Source organism: Devosia oryzisoli (genome assembly GCF_014837245.1).
Lineage (GTDB): Bacteria > Pseudomonadota > Alphaproteobacteria > Rhizobiales > Devosiaceae > Devosia > Devosia oryzisoli.
Genome location: NZ_JACYFU010000002.1, coordinates 972249 through 988758, shown reverse-complemented (window position 1 = coordinate 988758; position 16510 = coordinate 972249). Strand labels below are relative to the sequence as shown.

Annotated in this window: 14 protein-coding genes; 9 read left to right on the top strand and 5 right to left on the bottom strand. The window is 60.2% G+C overall.

Going from position 1 to position 16510, the window contains the following annotated elements; all coding sequences use genetic code 11:
- Positions 1–509: 509 nt before the first annotated feature.
- From IC608_RS11250 to IC608_RS11225, 6 genes are all read left to right on the top strand, one after another.
- On the top strand, positions 510–2474 hold the full coding sequence (locus IC608_RS11250) for an AAA family ATPase (RefSeq protein WP_191775337.1): 1965 nt from the start codon (positions 510–512) through the stop codon (positions 2472–2474).
- Positions 2467–2706: a hypothetical protein gene (locus IC608_RS11245; RefSeq protein WP_191775335.1), complete on the top strand. Its 240-nt coding sequence runs from the start codon at positions 2467–2469 to the stop codon at positions 2704–2706. Before IC608_RS11250 ends, IC608_RS11245 begins: the two co-directional genes overlap by 8 nt.
- Positions 2707–2891: 185 nt before the next feature.
- Positions 2892–3743: a hypothetical protein gene (locus IC608_RS11240; RefSeq protein ID WP_191775333.1), complete on the top strand. Its 852-nt coding sequence runs from the start codon at positions 2892–2894 to the stop codon at positions 3741–3743.
- Complete coding sequence (locus IC608_RS11235) at positions 3737–6130, top strand: integrase catalytic domain-containing protein (protein ID WP_191775331.1); 2394 nt, start codon at positions 3737–3739, stop codon at positions 6128–6130. Before IC608_RS11240 ends, IC608_RS11235 begins: the two co-directional genes overlap by 7 nt.
- The gene (locus IC608_RS11230; protein WP_191775329.1) at positions 6127–7170 is read left to right on the top strand and encodes an AAA family ATPase; all 1044 of its coding nucleotides are present in this window, start codon (positions 6127–6129) and stop codon (positions 7168–7170) included. Before IC608_RS11235 ends, IC608_RS11230 begins: the two co-directional genes overlap by 4 nt.
- Before the next feature lie 23 nt (positions 7171–7193).
- Positions 7194–9080: a hypothetical protein gene (locus tag IC608_RS11225; RefSeq protein WP_191775327.1), complete on the top strand. Its 1887-nt coding sequence runs from the start codon at positions 7194–7196 to the stop codon at positions 9078–9080.
- Between the two features lie 27 nt (positions 9081–9107).
- On the opposite strand, the gene IC608_RS18670 is transcribed toward IC608_RS11225, so the two are convergent.
- The 3 genes from IC608_RS18670 to IC608_RS11215 are packed head-to-tail and all read right to left on the bottom strand — an operon-like array spanning position 9108 to position 11949.
- On the bottom strand, positions 9108–9452 hold the full coding sequence (locus IC608_RS18670) for a ubiquitination-like system serine protease family protein (RefSeq protein ID WP_282567966.1): 345 nt from the start codon (positions 9450–9452) through the stop codon (positions 9108–9110).
- Positions 9449–10846 carry a ThiF family adenylyltransferase gene (locus IC608_RS11220; RefSeq protein WP_191775325.1) on the bottom strand — a complete coding sequence of 466 codons (1398 nt, stop codon included), beginning with the start codon at positions 10844–10846 and terminating at the stop codon, positions 9449–9451. The genes IC608_RS18670 and IC608_RS11220 overlap by 4 nt, the downstream gene beginning before the upstream one ends.
- Positions 10843–11949 (bottom strand): multiubiquitin domain-containing protein, encoded by a 1107-nt coding sequence (locus IC608_RS11215; RefSeq protein ID WP_191775323.1) that lies wholly within the window; start codon positions 11947–11949, stop codon positions 10843–10845. Before IC608_RS11215 ends, IC608_RS11220 begins: the two co-directional genes overlap by 4 nt.
- Before the next feature lie 197 nt (positions 11950–12146).
- Between IC608_RS11215 and IC608_RS11210 the strand changes: the two genes are divergently transcribed.
- Genes IC608_RS11210 through IC608_RS11200 form a run of 3 tightly spaced genes read left to right on the top strand, consistent with a single transcriptional unit; the run spans position 12147 to position 13891 of the window.
- Positions 12147–12749 carry a transposase gene (locus tag IC608_RS11210; RefSeq protein WP_191775321.1) on the top strand — a complete coding sequence of 201 codons (603 nt, stop codon included), beginning with the start codon at positions 12147–12149 and terminating at the stop codon, positions 12747–12749.
- Entirely contained in the window at positions 12742–13113 is a 372-nt protein-coding gene (locus tag IC608_RS11205) for a hypothetical protein (RefSeq protein ID WP_191775319.1), read from the top strand. The genes IC608_RS11210 and IC608_RS11205 overlap by 8 nt, the downstream gene beginning before the upstream one ends.
- Positions 13100–13891: an ImmA/IrrE family metallo-endopeptidase gene (locus IC608_RS11200; RefSeq protein ID WP_191775317.1), complete on the top strand. Its 792-nt coding sequence runs from the start codon at positions 13100–13102 to the stop codon at positions 13889–13891. The genes IC608_RS11205 and IC608_RS11200 overlap by 14 nt, the downstream gene beginning before the upstream one ends.
- Before the next feature lie 40 nt (positions 13892–13931).
- Here IC608_RS11200 and IC608_RS11195 read toward each other — a convergent pair whose 3' ends face one another.
- Together IC608_RS11195 and dgt are read right to left on the bottom strand one after the other, a co-directional pair.
- Entirely contained in the window at positions 13932–14753 is an 822-nt protein-coding gene (locus tag IC608_RS11195; protein WP_191775315.1) for a hypothetical protein, read from the bottom strand.
- Positions 14734–16299 (bottom strand): dGTP triphosphohydrolase, encoded by a 1566-nt coding sequence (gene dgt, locus IC608_RS11190; protein ID WP_248306290.1) that lies wholly within the window; start codon positions 16297–16299, stop codon positions 14734–14736. Before dgt ends, IC608_RS11195 begins: the two co-directional genes overlap by 20 nt.
- Positions 16300–16510: the final 211 nt, after the last annotated feature.

The following is a 16510-nucleotide window of genomic DNA, read 5'->3' as shown; positions in this document are numbered from 1 at the left end:
ACACGTCTAGCGACTTAGCTATCTATCATCCTACTTCGAGAGGGTGGTGTCGTCTAGAGGAACGACGCTGCTGCAAGGAACCCTGTTGACACCACTTTTCAGGTTCTCTATCTGTTCCCGTCATGAACCCGCAGAAGACGATATCCAAACGCGAGAACCTACAGGCGGCGCCCACCGGCAGCCGCTCGGATCGCGTTGTCCTCCAGCGTTCCGGACTGCACCTCTAGCTGCAGTTTTCGGGAGGGCCTCACCGGGTACCCTCCCATGTTCAATCCAATCACCAACGACGGCGAAGCTGATCTGGAGACGCGAAAGCGGCTCTCGACTGCTTGCGTTTCCGTGCGTCTGGCCCGTGGCCGGATAGACCACCGACTATGGGGCAAACGTCCCCTTTTCTGAGCACCCCATGAACATCTTTAATCCCGGGCGCAGACCGCGCCCATGCAACCGGCCAGGTTTGGCGGGCGCGTAGTCGCTCGGCCATTTGCCTGCCGGAGAACGAGGCAGCAATGGCTGACAATGACGACTACGACGACATCTCCGTGGAAGAGATGGACGCGATCGATGCCGAGGTGATGCGGAGCAAGTCCTCGCATCGTCCACCCACACAGACGCTCCCCGAGCTCATGATCCGCCTCGCGTTGATGCCGGGACATCTCGCCCGCCTGCGCCGCGACCGCACCACCAGCATGATCATCGAGGCACCGAGCGCCGAGTGGGTGCAACCGCTCATGCGTGCGGCCAAGCGTCTGGGCGAGTGGACGTTCGCCCATGCGGTGAGCGAACCGCCCCGCAAGTCCATGAATGGCATGACCATCTCGGACCAGGCCATCCTCGCGATGGCCAATGGGGGCCGTATCATCGGGGTCACGCAGAACCTGGATTACCTGCCCAAGGCCATGACCGCCTCGGCCGACATCCGCCTCAAGATCGATCACCCGGATGACGAACTCCTGCGGCAGGCCATCAAGATGGCCACCGGTCGGTATCCGCGCTCCATGACCGCGGGCATCTCCCATGGGTTGGATTACTCGGACATCTGCAGTGCCATCCGCACCGGCAGCACGGCCAAGGCATGTGTCGAGCGTCTGGTGGCCGCTTCCAAGGCGAAGTCGGAGGCCTCGCCCGGGCTCGAGGACGTACCTCCTGTCGAGGAGCTCTTCGGTTATGGCGAGGAACTGGAGGGATGGGCCAAGGCCCTGATCTCGGATATTGACGCCTGGCGTGCTGGCAAGCTGGACTTTTCGGCCATCCAGCGCACCGCGGTGTTGGCCTCTGAACCCGGCCTGGGCAAGACCACTTTTGCCCGCAGCCTGGCCAAGTCTGCCGGCATCCCGTTCTTCCCCACCTCGGTCAGCCAGTGGTTTTCCAATAGCGCCGGGTATCTCGACAGCATCATCAAGCAGATCGATGAGGTCTTTGCTGCAGCCGCAGCGGTAGCACCGGCCATGATTTTCTTGGACGAGTGCGAGGGGATTCCGAGCCGTGCGAATGCTGATCGGCATTCATCGTGGTGGATCCCGGTTGTCGGGCACATGCTGCTCAAGCTCGACAGCGCCACCTCGGGTGACAGCTCGAAGCTGATCGTCGTCGGTGCCACCAACCATCCCGAGAAGCTCGACGCGGCTCTGGTTCGCCCGGGCCGGTTGTCGAAGATCATCCATATCCGGAAGCCGGATGCGACGGCGCTGGCAGGCATCATCCGCCAGCATCTCGGCAAGGACCTGCCTGATGCCGACCTGGAGGTCGTCGCCAAGCTGGGCGTGGGCGCCAGCGGTGCCGACGTGCATGACTGGGTGAAGTCGGCTCGTCTCGCCGCGCGCCAGCAGAACCGCTCGGTCACCCTGCAGGACCTGTTCAACCAGGTGGCGCCGCCGGATAACCGCCCGCCAGGTTTGGTGCGGCGGATCGCCGTCCATGAAGCCGCCCATGCCGTGGTCAGTCATGTCCTCATGCCAGGTTCCGTCGACTGTGTGACCACGATCAGCCGCAAGCCCTCGGAGGGTGGCAGCACCACGATGTCGCTGGTTGCCGAGGACGCCATCGCACGGCGCGACATCGAACACCGTGCCATGGTTCTCCTGGCCGGGCGGTGCGGTGAAGAGGTTCTGCTCAACTCGGTGAGCAGCGGCGCCGGCGGCGGTGAAACCAGCGACCTGGCGCAGGCCACCTACATGCTGGCCCTGGTGCACACCTCGCTTGGTCTCGGTGATCGGCTCCTGCACCGCTCCTCACCGCAGGAGGTCAAGCAGCTGCTGACCCTTGATCCGGTGCTGGCGAAGACCGTCGAAGAGGACCTGCAGCGGCTTTATGCCAACACCCTCGAGATCGTGCGTGACAATGCCACCGTCGTGGAACGGGTCGCCGAGGCGCTGCTCAAGCAGCGGCATCTCACCGGCGATCAGTTCGTGGCGATCTGCCGCCGCGCCGAGCGGACGGGCACGGTCAAGCTCCTGGGAGGCAGCAATGGATGAGTTGCTGATCCGCGTGCTGACCCGTCTCCTCCGGGTTCACGACGAACTCGGCGAGGAGAGCTTCGAGGAGGCCGCCCATCGCGCCCTGCTCGCCATCGCGCTGACCGTGCAATGCGATGCCGAGCGGAAGGTCGGCATTCCGGAAGAGGAACGCACCGGCCAACAGGTGGTGCGGTTCCCGCTGGCCAGGCGCCGTCGCGACAGACCCGCCGAGACGCCGGACGGGTCCTGACCAACTGCAGAAAAGCTATGGCGCGACAGCGCCATAGCAAGCACTCGTTAGCCTTGCTGGCTCAGCATTTCCAAAGAATTCGCCCTCTAGAACTGACACACGGGGGAGTTTTATGCCGCATTCCGAATTCCAATCCTTGTTCAGCTTCGCGCTTCTTCACAGCGCCGCTTCCGAGGCTCTTTGAAATGGCCGCCGGATACGAGCGCGTAAAGCGCCAGCTCGAGGTGGATCAACTCAGAACCTTCGCTCGCATTGAGTACATGAAGAATGGCACCCCGATCGTAGATCTCATCACCGGGCGCGAACCGCACGTTGTCGGCACGAAGGTCTGCATCAAGGCCGGGATGCGCTCCATGCCTTGGGAATCGGTCAAGGCCGAGCGTCCGATGATCAATCTCTGCGAGGTGGCGTCTCCTGTACTGCGTCTCCTCGCCCAGCCACATGAATTGTTCATGAAGGTAACCGGGTACTCCAAGGAGTGGATGTATCGGCCGGATCTCTTGTTGACCGTCGATGCCCATATTGTGCGGCAGGTGCAGGCCGGTGTTCCGTTCTCCGAGGCCGTCACGCAATGGAAGCCATCCGACCGCACTCACGATGTACGGCTTGTGGTGGAGGTGAAGGACGACAACGATCCTCGCATCGATGATCCACTGTACGAACGCAAGCTCCAGCTCGCCCGTCAGGTGTACGAATTCATCAACTGGCACTTCGTCACCGTAGTGCGCTCGCATGACCTCGATAACGACCGGATCGCGTCATCGGTCCGACAGCTCTGCCTGGACCATGACGTAGCCATCTCACCCGGGGACATTGATCGGGTGCGGACGGTGTTCGGGCGCAACCCAACTCCAATGCTCATGGAGCTGCTGCTTGAGCTTGGCGGTGGCGCTTCCAGTTTGGGCAAGTGTGCTGCCCTGCATGTCCGCCGTATCATCAGCATCGATCTCCGCCATCAGCTTCTGCCCGAGTCGCCGATCATGAAGATGCCTGACGACATGGCGATCTTCGAACTGCCGGGTGCGCACCCATGGTGACGCAGATCGATGTCACAGTTGGCGAACTGTATTCGCTGCAAATCCCGGAATTCGACGGTCCGGTGCTCGCCGAATTCGCCAAGGAGATGCGGGACGGTCGCCTCAAGTTCAAGCGAGAGGGGACAGACCTGGAGATTTATGTCGACGCTGACGTCTTCGACCAGATGCGTTCAGATGGCAGGGCCAATCGTATCCGCCTCGATGCAGACCGGCAGATCATTGAAGATCACGACATCGATCCGCGGACAATCCTCGACCCTGACGACCCGAACATCACTCTGAAGGAACGCAGGGCGCGCCTCCAGCAGCAGGAACACCTCGAACGTCGTCGCACGCTCCGCTTCTACGTGATGAAGTACGACGACTCCCCGGACGTAGGACGGGGACGGCTGGGCATCGAGAAGTTCATTAAGGACCATCTGCCGGAGGCGATGGAGAAGGGGTTCACATGGAAGCCCTCTCCCAGCAGCCTGCTCCGGGCCGTGGATGAATGCGGCACGCCCGGTGCACGGCACCTCACCCACTTCATCAAGCGCCGAGACACCCTCGACAGAGAACGGCGGTGGCCGAAGGATGTCGTTGAAGCTGCGAACCGGGCCATCGAGGCATATTGGGACGATCAGTCTTTCGCCATCGGCGACGCCCTGGCGCAGTTCGCCGCCGAGGCAGAAAGCATTGACGAAGAGCACTACCTTCCACTCAAGGAGATCGAAGGCGCTGCGGTCGACGTGCACGTGGACAATCGCGATGCGAACGGCCGACTTAAGCGGACGAAGAAGCCCCGGAAGTCGAACCACCCCATCCCCTGCGGCGAGACGATCCGGCTGTGGATCCACCAGAATGCCGACTGGTGGCACTGGGCCCAGCGATATGGAGTAAAGAACGCCAACCGTCGCTTCCGCGGCCGCGGCAAGGCGATCGAAGCCACCCGCCCGCTGGAATACGTCATGTTCGACCACACCCAGGTGGATGTGTGGGCGGTGGTCCACGACGAGCACGGAGAGCCGGCCTTCGTTGTGCGGCCGTACCTCACGCTGGCACTCGACGTGTATTCCCGGATGATCCTCGGCGCCGTGCTTGGCTTCGATCCACCCAGTGTCAGCACCGTCGCACGGTGCCTGAGGCAGGTCGTCCGCAAGAAGGAATTCCTCTGGGAGACGTACGGCTACGACAAGGGAGCGGCCGACGGTTGGGGCAAGCCCTTCACCATCATTGTCGACAACGGCAAGGAATTCGTCAGCCCCTCGTTCCAGTCAGCCTGCGAAGCGGCCGGTATCGACGTCGAATGGGCGCCGGTGAAGATGCCGACATACAAGGCCTATGTGGAACGTGCCTTCGGCACCCTCAACTCCGTCATCTGGCACAAGCTCCCCGGCGGGTTGCCGCTCACGCCGCAGGAGCGCCAGGCCCTGGAGCTGAAGCCGGAAGTCGAAGCTGTCTTCCCCCTGTACCTGCTTGAGAAGGCGATGTGGAACGCCATCGTCAACCTCTATCACCTGGAGGTTCATACCGGCGAGGGAATGGGCATCGCCCCGGCCCTCAAGTGGCGTCGCGGTATCGAGCAGCACAAGAGGGCGACGGTCGATGCAGTCGGACTGCTCGACAGGATTTTCGGCAAGGGGAAGAACTGCCAGCTCAGCGCTGAGGGGGTGTTCGTTTGGGGACATCGCTTCCACGATCCTGAGCTGACCACGAGGCTGATGAACCGGCTCGCTCGCTTCGGCAAGGAAAGGGCACAGCGTCACAGCAAGACCTCAACCCGCACAGTCATGGTTCGAGTGTCGTGGGATCCGGGTGACGTCTCCAAGGTGCACGTATGGGATCCGACTGAACGGGAGTACGTAACATTGCCGAACGTCCGCCAGGCCTATTCCAAGAATCTCTCTTGGTATGGTGCGGACCTCATCAAGGCGTTTGCAACGAAGCGGAACCTCGACTTCCATTCCGATGCGGATATGGCCAAGGCCCGTGTCGAGTACCGGAAGTTCCTTAAGGACCTCCTGCCGACCATGAAGGGACCCGCTAAGCGAACCTACGCTCGCGTCGAACCAGAGCCCGAACTGATGCCCGGCGACAACGTGGACATGGTCGCCCGCGATGATCAACACGGCGTGGTTTACGACACCGCCGCAAGACGTGCGCCAGAGGCGATCGAGGTGAAGAAGGGTAAGCCCTTCGGAGGCAAGGCCGGGCAAAGGAAGGCTGCGGCCAATCGTGAACGGAACCGCCAAGCCAAGGAACAATCCGCAGAGGCGAAGTCGGCCCCACCCAGACCCCCCGGCTTGCCGGGTACCGCGTTGGAGGTGGTGGTCGACGCCGAGGCAATCGCCGCCAGGGTGAGAGCAAGGCTCGCCGCCAAGAAGAGTAACAAGGGAGATCAGACATGAGCTACATCAAGCCGCGACGCAGCGCCGTAGAAGCCGCGTTCGAGATGATGCGCATCTACCATCCGCGCATCCCGGAGGTTCACGACAAGCTTGATGAGGCGCGGGAGTTCGGCCGGCTGGTCCCCAACAGGCCCAAGCGCTACATCGAGTTCTTTGCGCCTACGCATTCAGGCAAGTCGACGGCCATCACCACCTATATTGAGGACAAGGTTGTCCCCGAGGCCATCGAGCGTGGCCTGTTCCCGGCGGACATGGATCGCGAAGAGATCGCCAGGCAACAGAGGATCGTGCTCCACGTGACCCTCTCGCCCAACGCGTCGAAGCGATCTCTGGCGGTCGACATCCTGACCCAGCTTGGCGATCCTCGCGCCGACAGTGGAAGCGGGCCGGTGCTCATGCGCCGCGTGTACGAATATCTCTCGGGGACGTTCAAGGATCCGGTGACCGGCCAGCCATTCGGTCGACAGACGGAACTCGTCATCCTCGACGAGCTGCAGCACCTTGCAACTAGCGAGGTGAAGCAAGGGAAGAGGGAGAAGTCCAACATCATCCGGAGCACGGAGGTTAGTGACACGCTGAAGACCATGCTGATCCGTGGCCTTGTGCCGATGGTCTTCGTGGGCATCCCGGCTGCTCGGGACCACATCACCATTGATCGGCAGTTGACCAACCGGGAGATGGGAAAGATCGACTTCTCGCCACTCAAGTGGAGTTCGGCGAAGGATCAGGAAATCTTCCTCGAGTATTGCATCGAGGCGTCGGCGCTCCTCCAAGAGCACGAGCTCCTTCCCGAGGAGACCAAGCTCATCGAGAACGACATCCCTCACCGGTTGTGGGCGGCGTCGGGCGGCTGCCTGGGTATCGTCTCCCGCATCCTTGAACAAGCGGTGTTTCACGCCCTTGATCGGGATGGCACCCGCGTCGAATACGACGATCTTGCACTCGCAGTAGATACCCGGGCGATTCCCAACAACATGTGCACCTACAACCCCTTCCGCGAAGGCGTTGCGGGCGGCACCGTCAACGGGCAGGCCGCGTGATGCTCGTTCGGCCCGTGACCCCGATGCCCGACGAAAATCTGGCGGGCCTGGTGGCGCGGGCCGCCAGTGTCAACGTCTACCCGCACGCTCGCGATGTGCTCGCATTGGCCGATGTCGGCAGTTTTCGGCCGGAGTCAATCGCCATGCAGTCCGCCGGAACTGCCAGTGGCTTGGCGCAGGTGCTTGGCACCAACCCGGACCTCCTTCAGCCGTTGTACTACCCTGCTCGCGGCGACCGTCACATCGACTTCTTCGGAACCAACTTGCGAGCGAAGCACCGGGAACCATTGAGGCGCCGGCTCTCGCCCCGGGCACTGTGCGCCTCACCATATATCAAGGCTGTCTGGAGCCTGCGCCCGCTTACCTTTGATCCGTCGACCAAGGAGATTCTGCTCTCGGCCTGCCCCGTCTGCGGCAATGATCTCGGGTTCACCCGGACATGGGGGGTGGAGTTCTGCGAGCACTGTGTCGGGGAGGACGAATACGGGCTGCCTGTCTCGAAGGTAGACTTGCGGGATTTCCCGCAAGAGCTCGTAGAGGTGGCAGACGAAGCGGCGCTGGATTTCGTTACGGCTCTCATCGATCCCGATCCGGAGCGGCGGCGCGGAACCATGCCGTCGCTGCACGACAGCCTCAGCGTACTGGATCGCGGGCAGTTGTTTGAGCTCGCCGTGGCGATCGGCGCGGCGCTGATGCTTAACCACGATACGCAGCGGCCGCTGGATCCTACGAATATCAATCGCGGTCGTATCCGAGGGATTGAGCCATCCGCCTTGGCTGCAGCCGGGAGAGCCATCATCACTTGGCCCCGAGGCTTTCTGAAGCTCTGTGAAGCCCAGGCTGCCAGTGTCGACCGACGTGGCAACAAGTGGGGCATTCACAAAGAACTGGGTGCTCTCGGAAATCTGCGCAGAGACCCTCACCTCGATCTGGACACCAAGGACATCATCGCTTCTGCCACGGCGAGCTACTTCCGAGCCAGTGCTTCCCGCCAGGGTGTCCCACGCAACGCTGCATATCGATCCGAGGCATATGTCGGTGCAAAGGAGCTCTGTGCCAAGTTCAATGTGGACTATGGCCTGATGCTCAAGGTCACCCGGCACCCTGATGTTTTCACCATGCGGGGGGAGGAGGCCGAGTTCTCGCCGCTGAACCTGATGAAGTGGCAGGGCGAGGCCATCCTGCGCAACTACAAGCAGCTGGTGTCCGAGTCGACCTTGGGGTGGCGCCTGGGGCTCCCCGTGGACGCGATCCAGGATTTCGCAAGCAGCCTGTGGTTGAAGCCGGCGCAAGGGGTGGAAGCGACCCTTACCCTGGAGGGAAGACACTACCACGGCAGCGATATCACCGACCTCTTCGACTACTACGTGGAGATCTTCCCGCGGGTGAAGAAGCAGCCAGGCTACGTGACCTTCGGTGAGGCCATGCTCATGTTCCCGGCGGGCCGGCGGCCATGGTTCCCGTTGTGGGAGGACATCTTCTACAATCGGGTGAACTCCTTTCTGCACAAGGAGCCCACAAGGGGAGTGACCGAGGCGGTGTCCGTCAGGGCGAGCGACATCGATCGAGAGCGCCTGCTCAAGCGCCTGTACGAGCTTCCGGCACCTGACCTCGATCGCGTCACCATCGGCAATGCCAACCTGATGCTGGGGATCTACGTTTATCCGGTGTTCACCGCCTGCGTTGAAGCCGGCCTGCTGTCGGTCGACGCCGACAAGATGGTGCCCTACGCCCAAGTGATGGAATTCGCCGGCAAGTACGTGCTGACCAACGAGATCGGCATTCGCAGCGGGCGATCACGCCTCCAACTCCGGAACTGGCTCGCTGTGAATGGTGTGCAGCCGGCGATCGACCTCGAGGTCAAGGGCGGGCTGCTCTATGACCGCGCCAAGGTAGAGCCGCTGCTGTGATGAGATCCGCCGAGCTCATAGCGCTCCCTAGTCACACCACTGTATTCGTCCTTCACGCACCCAGAAGTGGGACTTGCAACCGGTTTTCCGCCAAACCGAAGGATGAAGCGTCGGCCGACGTTGCGCATCGGTGGTAATCGACCACCGGGGCCTTGCTTCAGGTATGACCATGAGTTCGATGGTGGCACCGCATCCACATGGGCAACGCATCCCGATGCTCCAGTTCTCTCCGTCCTCGCGCAGCAGAACGAGGTCCCGGCGAGGCAATCCCTCTGGCAACGTGTCGCCTTCAACAACGATCAGCCCTCGGGCCGGACCGTAACGATCCCAAAGCCTGCGGAGCCGCCTGACCCAGAACTCCAGAAATTTCATGCTGCATCCCTCCGCTGGGCTGCAAGCGAAGGAAGCCCGAGAAGAGGTTCCGATGCACCACGCCCAAGCAGGTCGTCGCGTTCAGAGGGGAAGGCGTCTTCCGACCAATACGTTTCCTCGCAATCGGCGAGACTGAACTTCGTCCTGGCATAGTGCCTGTTGGGCTCCTGGCGAAAAGCATAGACCCGCGCCAGGAACTCAGTGGCGACTGCCGCGGCGGCCCGCATGTTGAGAGTGATCACCGACGGAGCTTCTTCCACGATGCCCTTGATGTACCCGTCCGCGAGTTCTGCCTCGAATGCTTCGGAGTTGGTCTGGCGAAGGAACTCCGCCCGTATGCCCTCCTGGGTGTAGACGTCGCGATCGGCCAGCGATGCACCCCCGGGCTGCACGTAATCCACGCGCCCGCAAACGTCGATAATCTCCACCGCCCCGTTGCCTTCATGAGTCGGGATGGTCACGCCCACGTCGAAAAGCGGCATGACAAACGCCGAACACACCAGGTCCAGTATCTGCCGCCCTTCCTGGCTGTCCACGCAGCTAAAAAGAAGGTCGCATTGGGCGGCCGCGAGGACGCCATCGCGACTGTTGATCGTTTGGTCGATTGGTAGGGCGACTCCCGGGCCACGGTAGGTCTCGATGGCGTCGGCGAACATCTCAACCTTGGGGCGACGGGCAGCAGCATCTGCGGTCGTCGAGTTCAGGATGCGGTTGAGGTTCTTCTTTTCCACCAGATCATAATCGATCAGGACAATCTGGCCGAAGCCGAGCCGCGCCAACTGCTCTGCCACGATGGACCCGGTGCCGGATACTCCGATGACTGCCGCTGAAAGCCTCGACAACTCCTTTGTCATCGGCCCAGTAAATGCCAGCGGCCGCGGAGCCAATAGTCCATCAGCGATGGCGTCGTTCCAGAAGTAGAGGATGTCGTCTCCCGACACGGTGACAAGGTCCACAGGCATGCAATTCATGTCACGGTTGTAAAGCCTGGCTCGGACCGCGCCATCGGGCGTCATGATAGCCGAGCCGTGACGATCTCCCAGTGCCTCGAGGAGCCCGGGAATAACCCGTGCGTCGCTGTCGTCATCGATGCTCGAAAAGTCCAGCCATCCGCCTGGGTGAGAGTGCAGCAGCACGATCGTCAAGCCATCGGCTTCCGCTGAATCAATGGCATCTTCGATATAGCTACCCGGCCAGGTGATGTAGTCGGGCCAGCGTTTGCAGTCAGCGTGCGGAACCATGATCACCTCGCGGACGATCAACCGGTCGCGTGGACCCGGCGAAGCAGAGCACAGAAGGACGGCGGCAGCTTCATTGCCGTCACCAGGGAACAAGTGACGCTTAAGGGCTGTATGGGTAACGCCGGCGAAGGCAAGCGTGATGTTCGGCGTCATTGCCCCACCTCTTTGGCGATGGCGGACTCCACGATGGCGAGGTGGGTGATCACGTTGTCAGTCTTGGGGTTCCACTTGGAGCCAGCCCCGCGGTGGCGCGACCAACGCTGGAAGGAGAGACCCCGAATGGTCGCCGTGGTCTGGGTGGCGGGAATCGCGCCGCCGGTCCGACGCACCAGTGCCGGATACACGTAGAACATGTCGATCTGGGTCTGCGGGTAAGTCGGCAGAACCTGGATGGCCAGCGTCACCTTAGTAACCGTGTACCCGGGCGACACCGGGTAGTCGTGAATGATGAGCCAGCGGCCGGTGGCGTCGGTTTCCCAGCGGAAACCCAACGCGTCGAGGTACTGTTCGTCTACCGACTGGAGGGCGAAGTCACGGCGGGGCGCAGGAGGCGCCTCGCCGTTGTTGACGTCCTTGGCAGTGAGCCGGATCTTCTCAATGCCCGGTGTAGTGAGATCAATCACGTCGCTGGGCTGCAGCTGACGCTTCGGCTGCCCCTGCACCTTCAGGATCATGATCCAGGCATTGGGATCGAAGTTCGCCTCGGCCATCGCATCGGCTGCGGAGATCGTCGACGACTTCGAGACGATCACCTTGCCCTGCACATTGAGCTTCCAGACGTCCGGCTTGCGGCTCTTGAACTCCTCGACACCCTCTGCCTTGATCTTGATGAGGTCCTGGTCCCGGACAAGAAGGTCCGGCTCATCATCGCGCTCCAGGTAGATGTCGTCCGCCGGGTCGATCTTGCCCAGCTTGCGCACCACTGCGCCAGAGATCACGTCTGCGGGCCAGTCGAGGGTTTCGTCGTTGATCGTGATGCGGTGGGAGCTGCTGTTCTCGGCGACGATGAACTTGATGCTCTTGCTCAAGTCGGCTTCTTCCTGGACGCGGATGTCCTCGAGGTCACCGTCCGGCAGCCACTGCATCACATGGGGGTGCTGGTCGGAGTTGAAGCCGGCCACCTTGGCGATCTTGCCGCCGGTAGGAGTGGCGGTATCGATCTCGACGGGGTGGAAGGCAAGGTCCGTTCTGGCGATCTCAACGGTGACAGTGCGGTTGCCGCGGCCAAGCGCGACGGTGTTTTCATTGCTGGTCATCTTCAAGCCCTCATAGCTTGTGGTTACGACGGCGAGCCGTCCCTATGAGGGATGCGTTCGAGCCAGCAGATTCCGACAAAGAAAAATCTCGTGTCGGAATTCGCCGCCTCGAGCGCAAGATAAGTACAGATGGAGAGGTAGAAAAAATAGAGTGGCGCGGGCAAGATACAAGACTGCCAAATTCCACGGAGAGCTCGGTGGACCAAGCTGACATATCTGATGACGAACATTACGAGGCGGAGAAAGCTCGTGAGGCCTTCCAGACGCTATGCGACACTGACCGAGTAAGTTTGGGTCGGATTGCCCGGATCCTGGCGGCTCGGGAAAATCTCGCGTCCGCAGACGAGCTCATCAGCGAGGCCTATGTCAGAACGGTAAGCGGCACGAGGCGCTGGAAGCGAAGCCAGAGCTTCGTCCAGTTCTTTGCGGGGGTAATGAAAAGCCTGGCTTCCGACGCGTCCTTCCTCCCCGACTCCCGGAAGGTGGAGAAAATCGCCGGCGGATATTCGGCGTTGGCGGGTGACCAGGTGCTGGATGTTGAGGCGGCCGACAACACCCTGGAGCTCCAGCAGAAGGCCCTTGTGGAAGAGATGTATGACCACCTGGATCGGCATTTTGAAGGCGACGAAGAAATGCAGATGCTCCTGATGGGCCTTCAGGAAGGTCTCCGCGGTGAAGAGCTTGAAGGCACCATTGGTGTTGACACCAAGAGGCTGGCTGCACTGCGGACCCGGTTCAAGCGTCAGGTGGACAAGTTTATCGCCGCGTATCGCGCGAGGGAGGGACAGTCTCATGGCTGACCACAAGAAAGATCAAATGGATAGCTTGATAGATTTTATTCTGTCCGGCGAAGAACATGTAAATCCTGATGATCAGGACAATCTCAACATGTTCAACGATGCGATAGCAGCTGGTGAGAAAAAGCTGGCACGAGCCCGTTTGGAGCGAGCGAAGGCAGGTTCGTCACTTAAACAAGGGGCGTCGGCAACTGTTCTCGACCTAGAAAATGCTAGGCGGCTTCTGGCTCGTGCAAAAGCCGGTGATACATCGGCCCAAGTGACGTTGGCGGCGCGTTTCGGAGACGGCACTATGGACGCCGATTTGGATGCAATAGCAGAAGATATAGCGGAGCTGGAGGCGGAAGTCCGTGATGAAGAGGATTGATCCACTCCCTACGAATCTTCGACCGGATGCCTTGCTGAGCTCGTTAGGAATCGAGCGTGCTGAAGACATCGATATTGAAGCTATTGCCTACTACGCTGGTTTGAAGATCAAGCGTCGCCGTCTGAAGAGCTGCGAAGCGATGATCACCGGTCTGGGCGACCGTGGCATCATCTCGGTGTTACCGGACTCTATGCCCTCCCGTGTGCGATTTTCTATCGCCCACGAGTTGGGTCACTGGGCGCAGCATCGCGGACAGACGGTAGCTTGCCGCTCAACCGACATAGGAAAGTACTCCAAGAATAACCAGGTGGAGCGGATCGCGGACCAGTACGCTGCCGACCTCCTTATGCCGTGGCCGCTTTTCAAGGAAGCATGCAAGCAGCACCCGAAGATGGACCTTAAGGCGCTGAAGGCGATTGCAGAACGGTTTCAGTGCAGCCTTACAGCTACGTTGATCCGGGTAATCGACAGCGATCGGTATCCCAATCTGATGATGATCCACCACCATGCCAGCGCCGGCAGAAAATGGTTCAGGGCGGCAAAGAAAATCCCTGGGTACTGGTTCCCCCGCGACGAGCTGGACGCCGAGAGCTTTGCATTCGAGTTGCTTCACAATCCCGATGCGCGCGACGAGGGTTTTCCGCGAAAGATTGGTGCCGACGCCTGGTTCAACACGAACGGCGCCGATCGATACGAGATCACCGAGCAGTCGTTTCGCGTCCCAGGCGAAGGCGTGGTCACTATGCTGAAGCTGCATGAGGCCATGGTCGACGCCTAGAGCTAATTGGCTCCTCCGAGTCGTTGCGCCCGCAGAAAACTCAGTGCCGTTCGCTCTCCGGTGATGAAGACAGGGCTCCCAGAGCCAGCGTCAACTGAGCGGGGTCCCCGAACAATTGATGGCTTTGCTCATCCGCTTCGATGAACTTATCGATCGCAGACTGGATGGATTCGCCATCGAGAAACGCCAAAATCGGTTGGGGGAATGACTGCCTCTCATACTTGGCAAGCTGGTCCCAGCCGACGTCTTTAACTTGTTGAGCTATGTGGATGGCCAATTGTTTCCCAATAGCGGCACGCCATTTGTGAGCGTACCTGATTGCCCGTACCGCATTGCCGACGGGATTGGGATTCGGACGAAGGTTAACGTCTAGGAGGCGTTTACCGACGTTATCGAAGTAATCCTCGGTAGTGATGATCCTGCCGTGTGACACGGAGTACAGAACCGAATCCCAAGTGAAAAACGTTACCTTGAGTAGATCGCTGATGGATCGAACATCTACATACTTCTCGACCGAAGCCCACGTTAACGCGAGAGGCCACACCTCTACCTTCCAGCGCGATTGCTGAATCGCGTAGCCGCCAAATCTGTTTCGAACTGCATCCATCGAGCGCATCATCCGCTCGAAGTCGGTCAAAGAGTGGGGGTTGACGACGAAGTCAACGTCCGACGAGAAATGGCGATTGCCATTCAGGTGAAGATCACGAAGAAAGCCGCCGATGGCGACGGTCTCTCCCAACTTCTCGAGGTCGGCAGCAAAGGCCGCGACTTCCGACCTGCGCTTCCTGGCAGTTGAGAAGAAGTAGTGCGCCCGTTTGCGCAGCAGAGTGCGGGCGTCGGATCTATGCGGAAGCGCCGACATGGAAGCCCTTCAGTTCGTTGTAGAGGTCGATCGCGTACTGGTCAGTCATACCTGCGACCATATCTGTCAGCAGCTGCAGTTCACGGTAACGGATCGGCAGGGCGTCATCGCTTGCCCGCTTGGCAGTGTCTCGCCCTTCGAAGACGCGCCGATAATTTTCGCTGATGCGGCTGTAGGCGTAGCGAGTGAATGGCGTGGTTCGGGGTGATTTTGGATCGGCAAAGCTCTCTCGTTCGCTGATGCCACGCCACAACATGTCCATCAGACCATGGATGGTGTTGAAACCGTTGAGCTCAATCTTCAGCACTTCGCGATGCTTGTAGGCATTGTTGAAGGCAAATTTCTTCATGGACTTTGCAAGAGGTGCTGCAAGGCTCACGTCTAGCAGGGACTTCTCAAGGCCCGTTGTCATAATGGCATCGTAATGCGCAGTGAAGCACTTGATCGTGGCTGCTACAAACGCGGTTATGGCTGAAGCCCGGAAAATCTGCATCGAGACGTCGTTAAATTCCGCAGAAGATAGCTTCGCCCGGCGGGCAGAGTTGGCTCCAGCCTCAGCTTGCGCGAGGACCCACTGGGCAAGCTCGTCTTCCTTCAGCGTTTCGTCATTCTTCAACCAGTCAATCAGGTCGGCAAAAGAGACGATCTGTTTCTTAACGGCATCCTCAATGTCGACTATGGAGTAAGCGGTATCGTCACACGCTTCCATCAGGTAGGTTAGCGGATGTCGCATCTCGCCATGCGATAGCCCCGTTGCTGTCCGTACTGTCGCTACGAGATCTGCTTCGGCCGCAAAGTAGCCGACCTTTTTCCCGTGCGCGGGCGCCTCGGAAATCACATGATCAGACGCCACGGTGTATTTCATCGTTGCGGCGAGAGTTCCAAAGGTCAGGTTGAGCCCACGGTTATCTTTGACCACCTGCAGGCGCGTCAGGGTCCGTAGGGTTTGTGCGTTTCCCTCGAACTGCCGGAAGTCTTCGCGGTGCTGCTTAGTAAGCCGGTCTACGTCAGCCTTGATTAGATCTCCAGCCGAGTATCCGGCAGTATCCTCGCGCACCTGAAAGAGGGTCGGCTCCCTCGAAGTTACCCAGTCTCGAATGGCGGCTTCACCCTGATGGCCGAAGGGAGGGTTTCCCATATCGTGTGCCAACCCTACGGCCGCCAAAATGGCCGGTACGGCACGCTTAACCTCATCCTCCTTCCATTCACCGCCGCTGATCGCGTCCTCTATGATCAGATTTCCGAGTTCGCTATGGACCAGATGGGTGCCGATGGAGCGGGCCAAGTTCGCTACTTCGTGACTATGAGTAAGTCGGTTCCGGACGCTTTCATTCTTCTCCAGCGGGAACACCTGCGTCTTATCTCCTAAGCGCCGTGTTGGGGTGGCGAAGAGAATGCGATCGTAGTCACGCTCTGTCTCGGTGCGGCTGACGGTCATCCAGTCTGGCCGCGTGGTGTCGCCTTCCTCCTCCGGGGTCTCCCGCGGCCAGCGCTCTTTGGAGAGCAATTTCGACCACTGCAATTTTTGCGGTGAGTTATCGGTCATTTGCGCCCCTCTATCTGCACGCCACCCTACACCAGCCTCATGCAAGCGACATGAGCGCGCAGATGCCCGCTGTGACGTTCGTCCGGATGCCGGATTCGTTCAAGAAGCTAAATGCGTTCTCTGGAAAACCAATTAGAGGCGCCGGTTGGAGAGTGGACTTTTGTGGAAAGCGACCCAAAAACCTTTGGCAATCTGCACACATCGACCCAAA

Coding starts and splice junctions, on each gene's coding strand:
- IC608_RS11250 (WP_191775337.1), top strand. CDS start 510: ATGGCTGACAATGACGACTACGACGACATCTCCGTGGAAGAGATGGAC.
- IC608_RS11245 (WP_191775335.1), top strand. CDS start 2,467: ATGGATGAGTTGCTGATCCGCGTGCTGACCCGTCTCCTCCGGGTTCAC.
- IC608_RS11240 (WP_191775333.1), top strand. CDS start 2,892: ATGGCCGCCGGATACGAGCGCGTAAAGCGCCAGCTCGAGGTGGATCAA.
- IC608_RS11235 (WP_191775331.1), top strand. CDS start 3,737: ATGGTGACGCAGATCGATGTCACAGTTGGCGAACTGTATTCGCTGCAA.
- IC608_RS11230 (WP_191775329.1), top strand. CDS start 6,127: ATGAGCTACATCAAGCCGCGACGCAGCGCCGTAGAAGCCGCGTTCGAG.
- IC608_RS11225 (WP_191775327.1), top strand. CDS start 7,194: ATGCCCGACGAAAATCTGGCGGGCCTGGTGGCGCGGGCCGCCAGTGTC.
- IC608_RS18670 (WP_282567966.1), bottom strand. CDS start 9,452: ATGAAATTTCTGGAGTTCTGGGTCAGGCGGCTCCGCAGGCTTTGGGAT.
- IC608_RS11220 (WP_191775325.1), bottom strand. CDS start 10,846: ATGACGCCGAACATCACGCTTGCCTTCGCCGGCGTTACCCATACAGCC.
- IC608_RS11215 (WP_191775323.1), bottom strand. CDS start 11,949: ATGACCAGCAATGAAAACACCGTCGCGCTTGGCCGCGGCAACCGCACT.
- IC608_RS11205 (WP_191775319.1), top strand. CDS start 12,742: ATGGCTGACCACAAGAAAGATCAAATGGATAGCTTGATAGATTTTATT.
- IC608_RS11200 (WP_191775317.1), top strand. CDS start 13,100: ATGAAGAGGATTGATCCACTCCCTACGAATCTTCGACCGGATGCCTTG.
- IC608_RS11195 (WP_191775315.1), bottom strand. CDS start 14,753: ATGTCGGCGCTTCCGCATAGATCCGACGCCCGCACTCTGCTGCGCAAA.
- dgt (WP_248306290.1), bottom strand. CDS start 16,299: ATGACCGATAACTCACCGCAAAAATTGCAGTGGTCGAAATTGCTCTCC.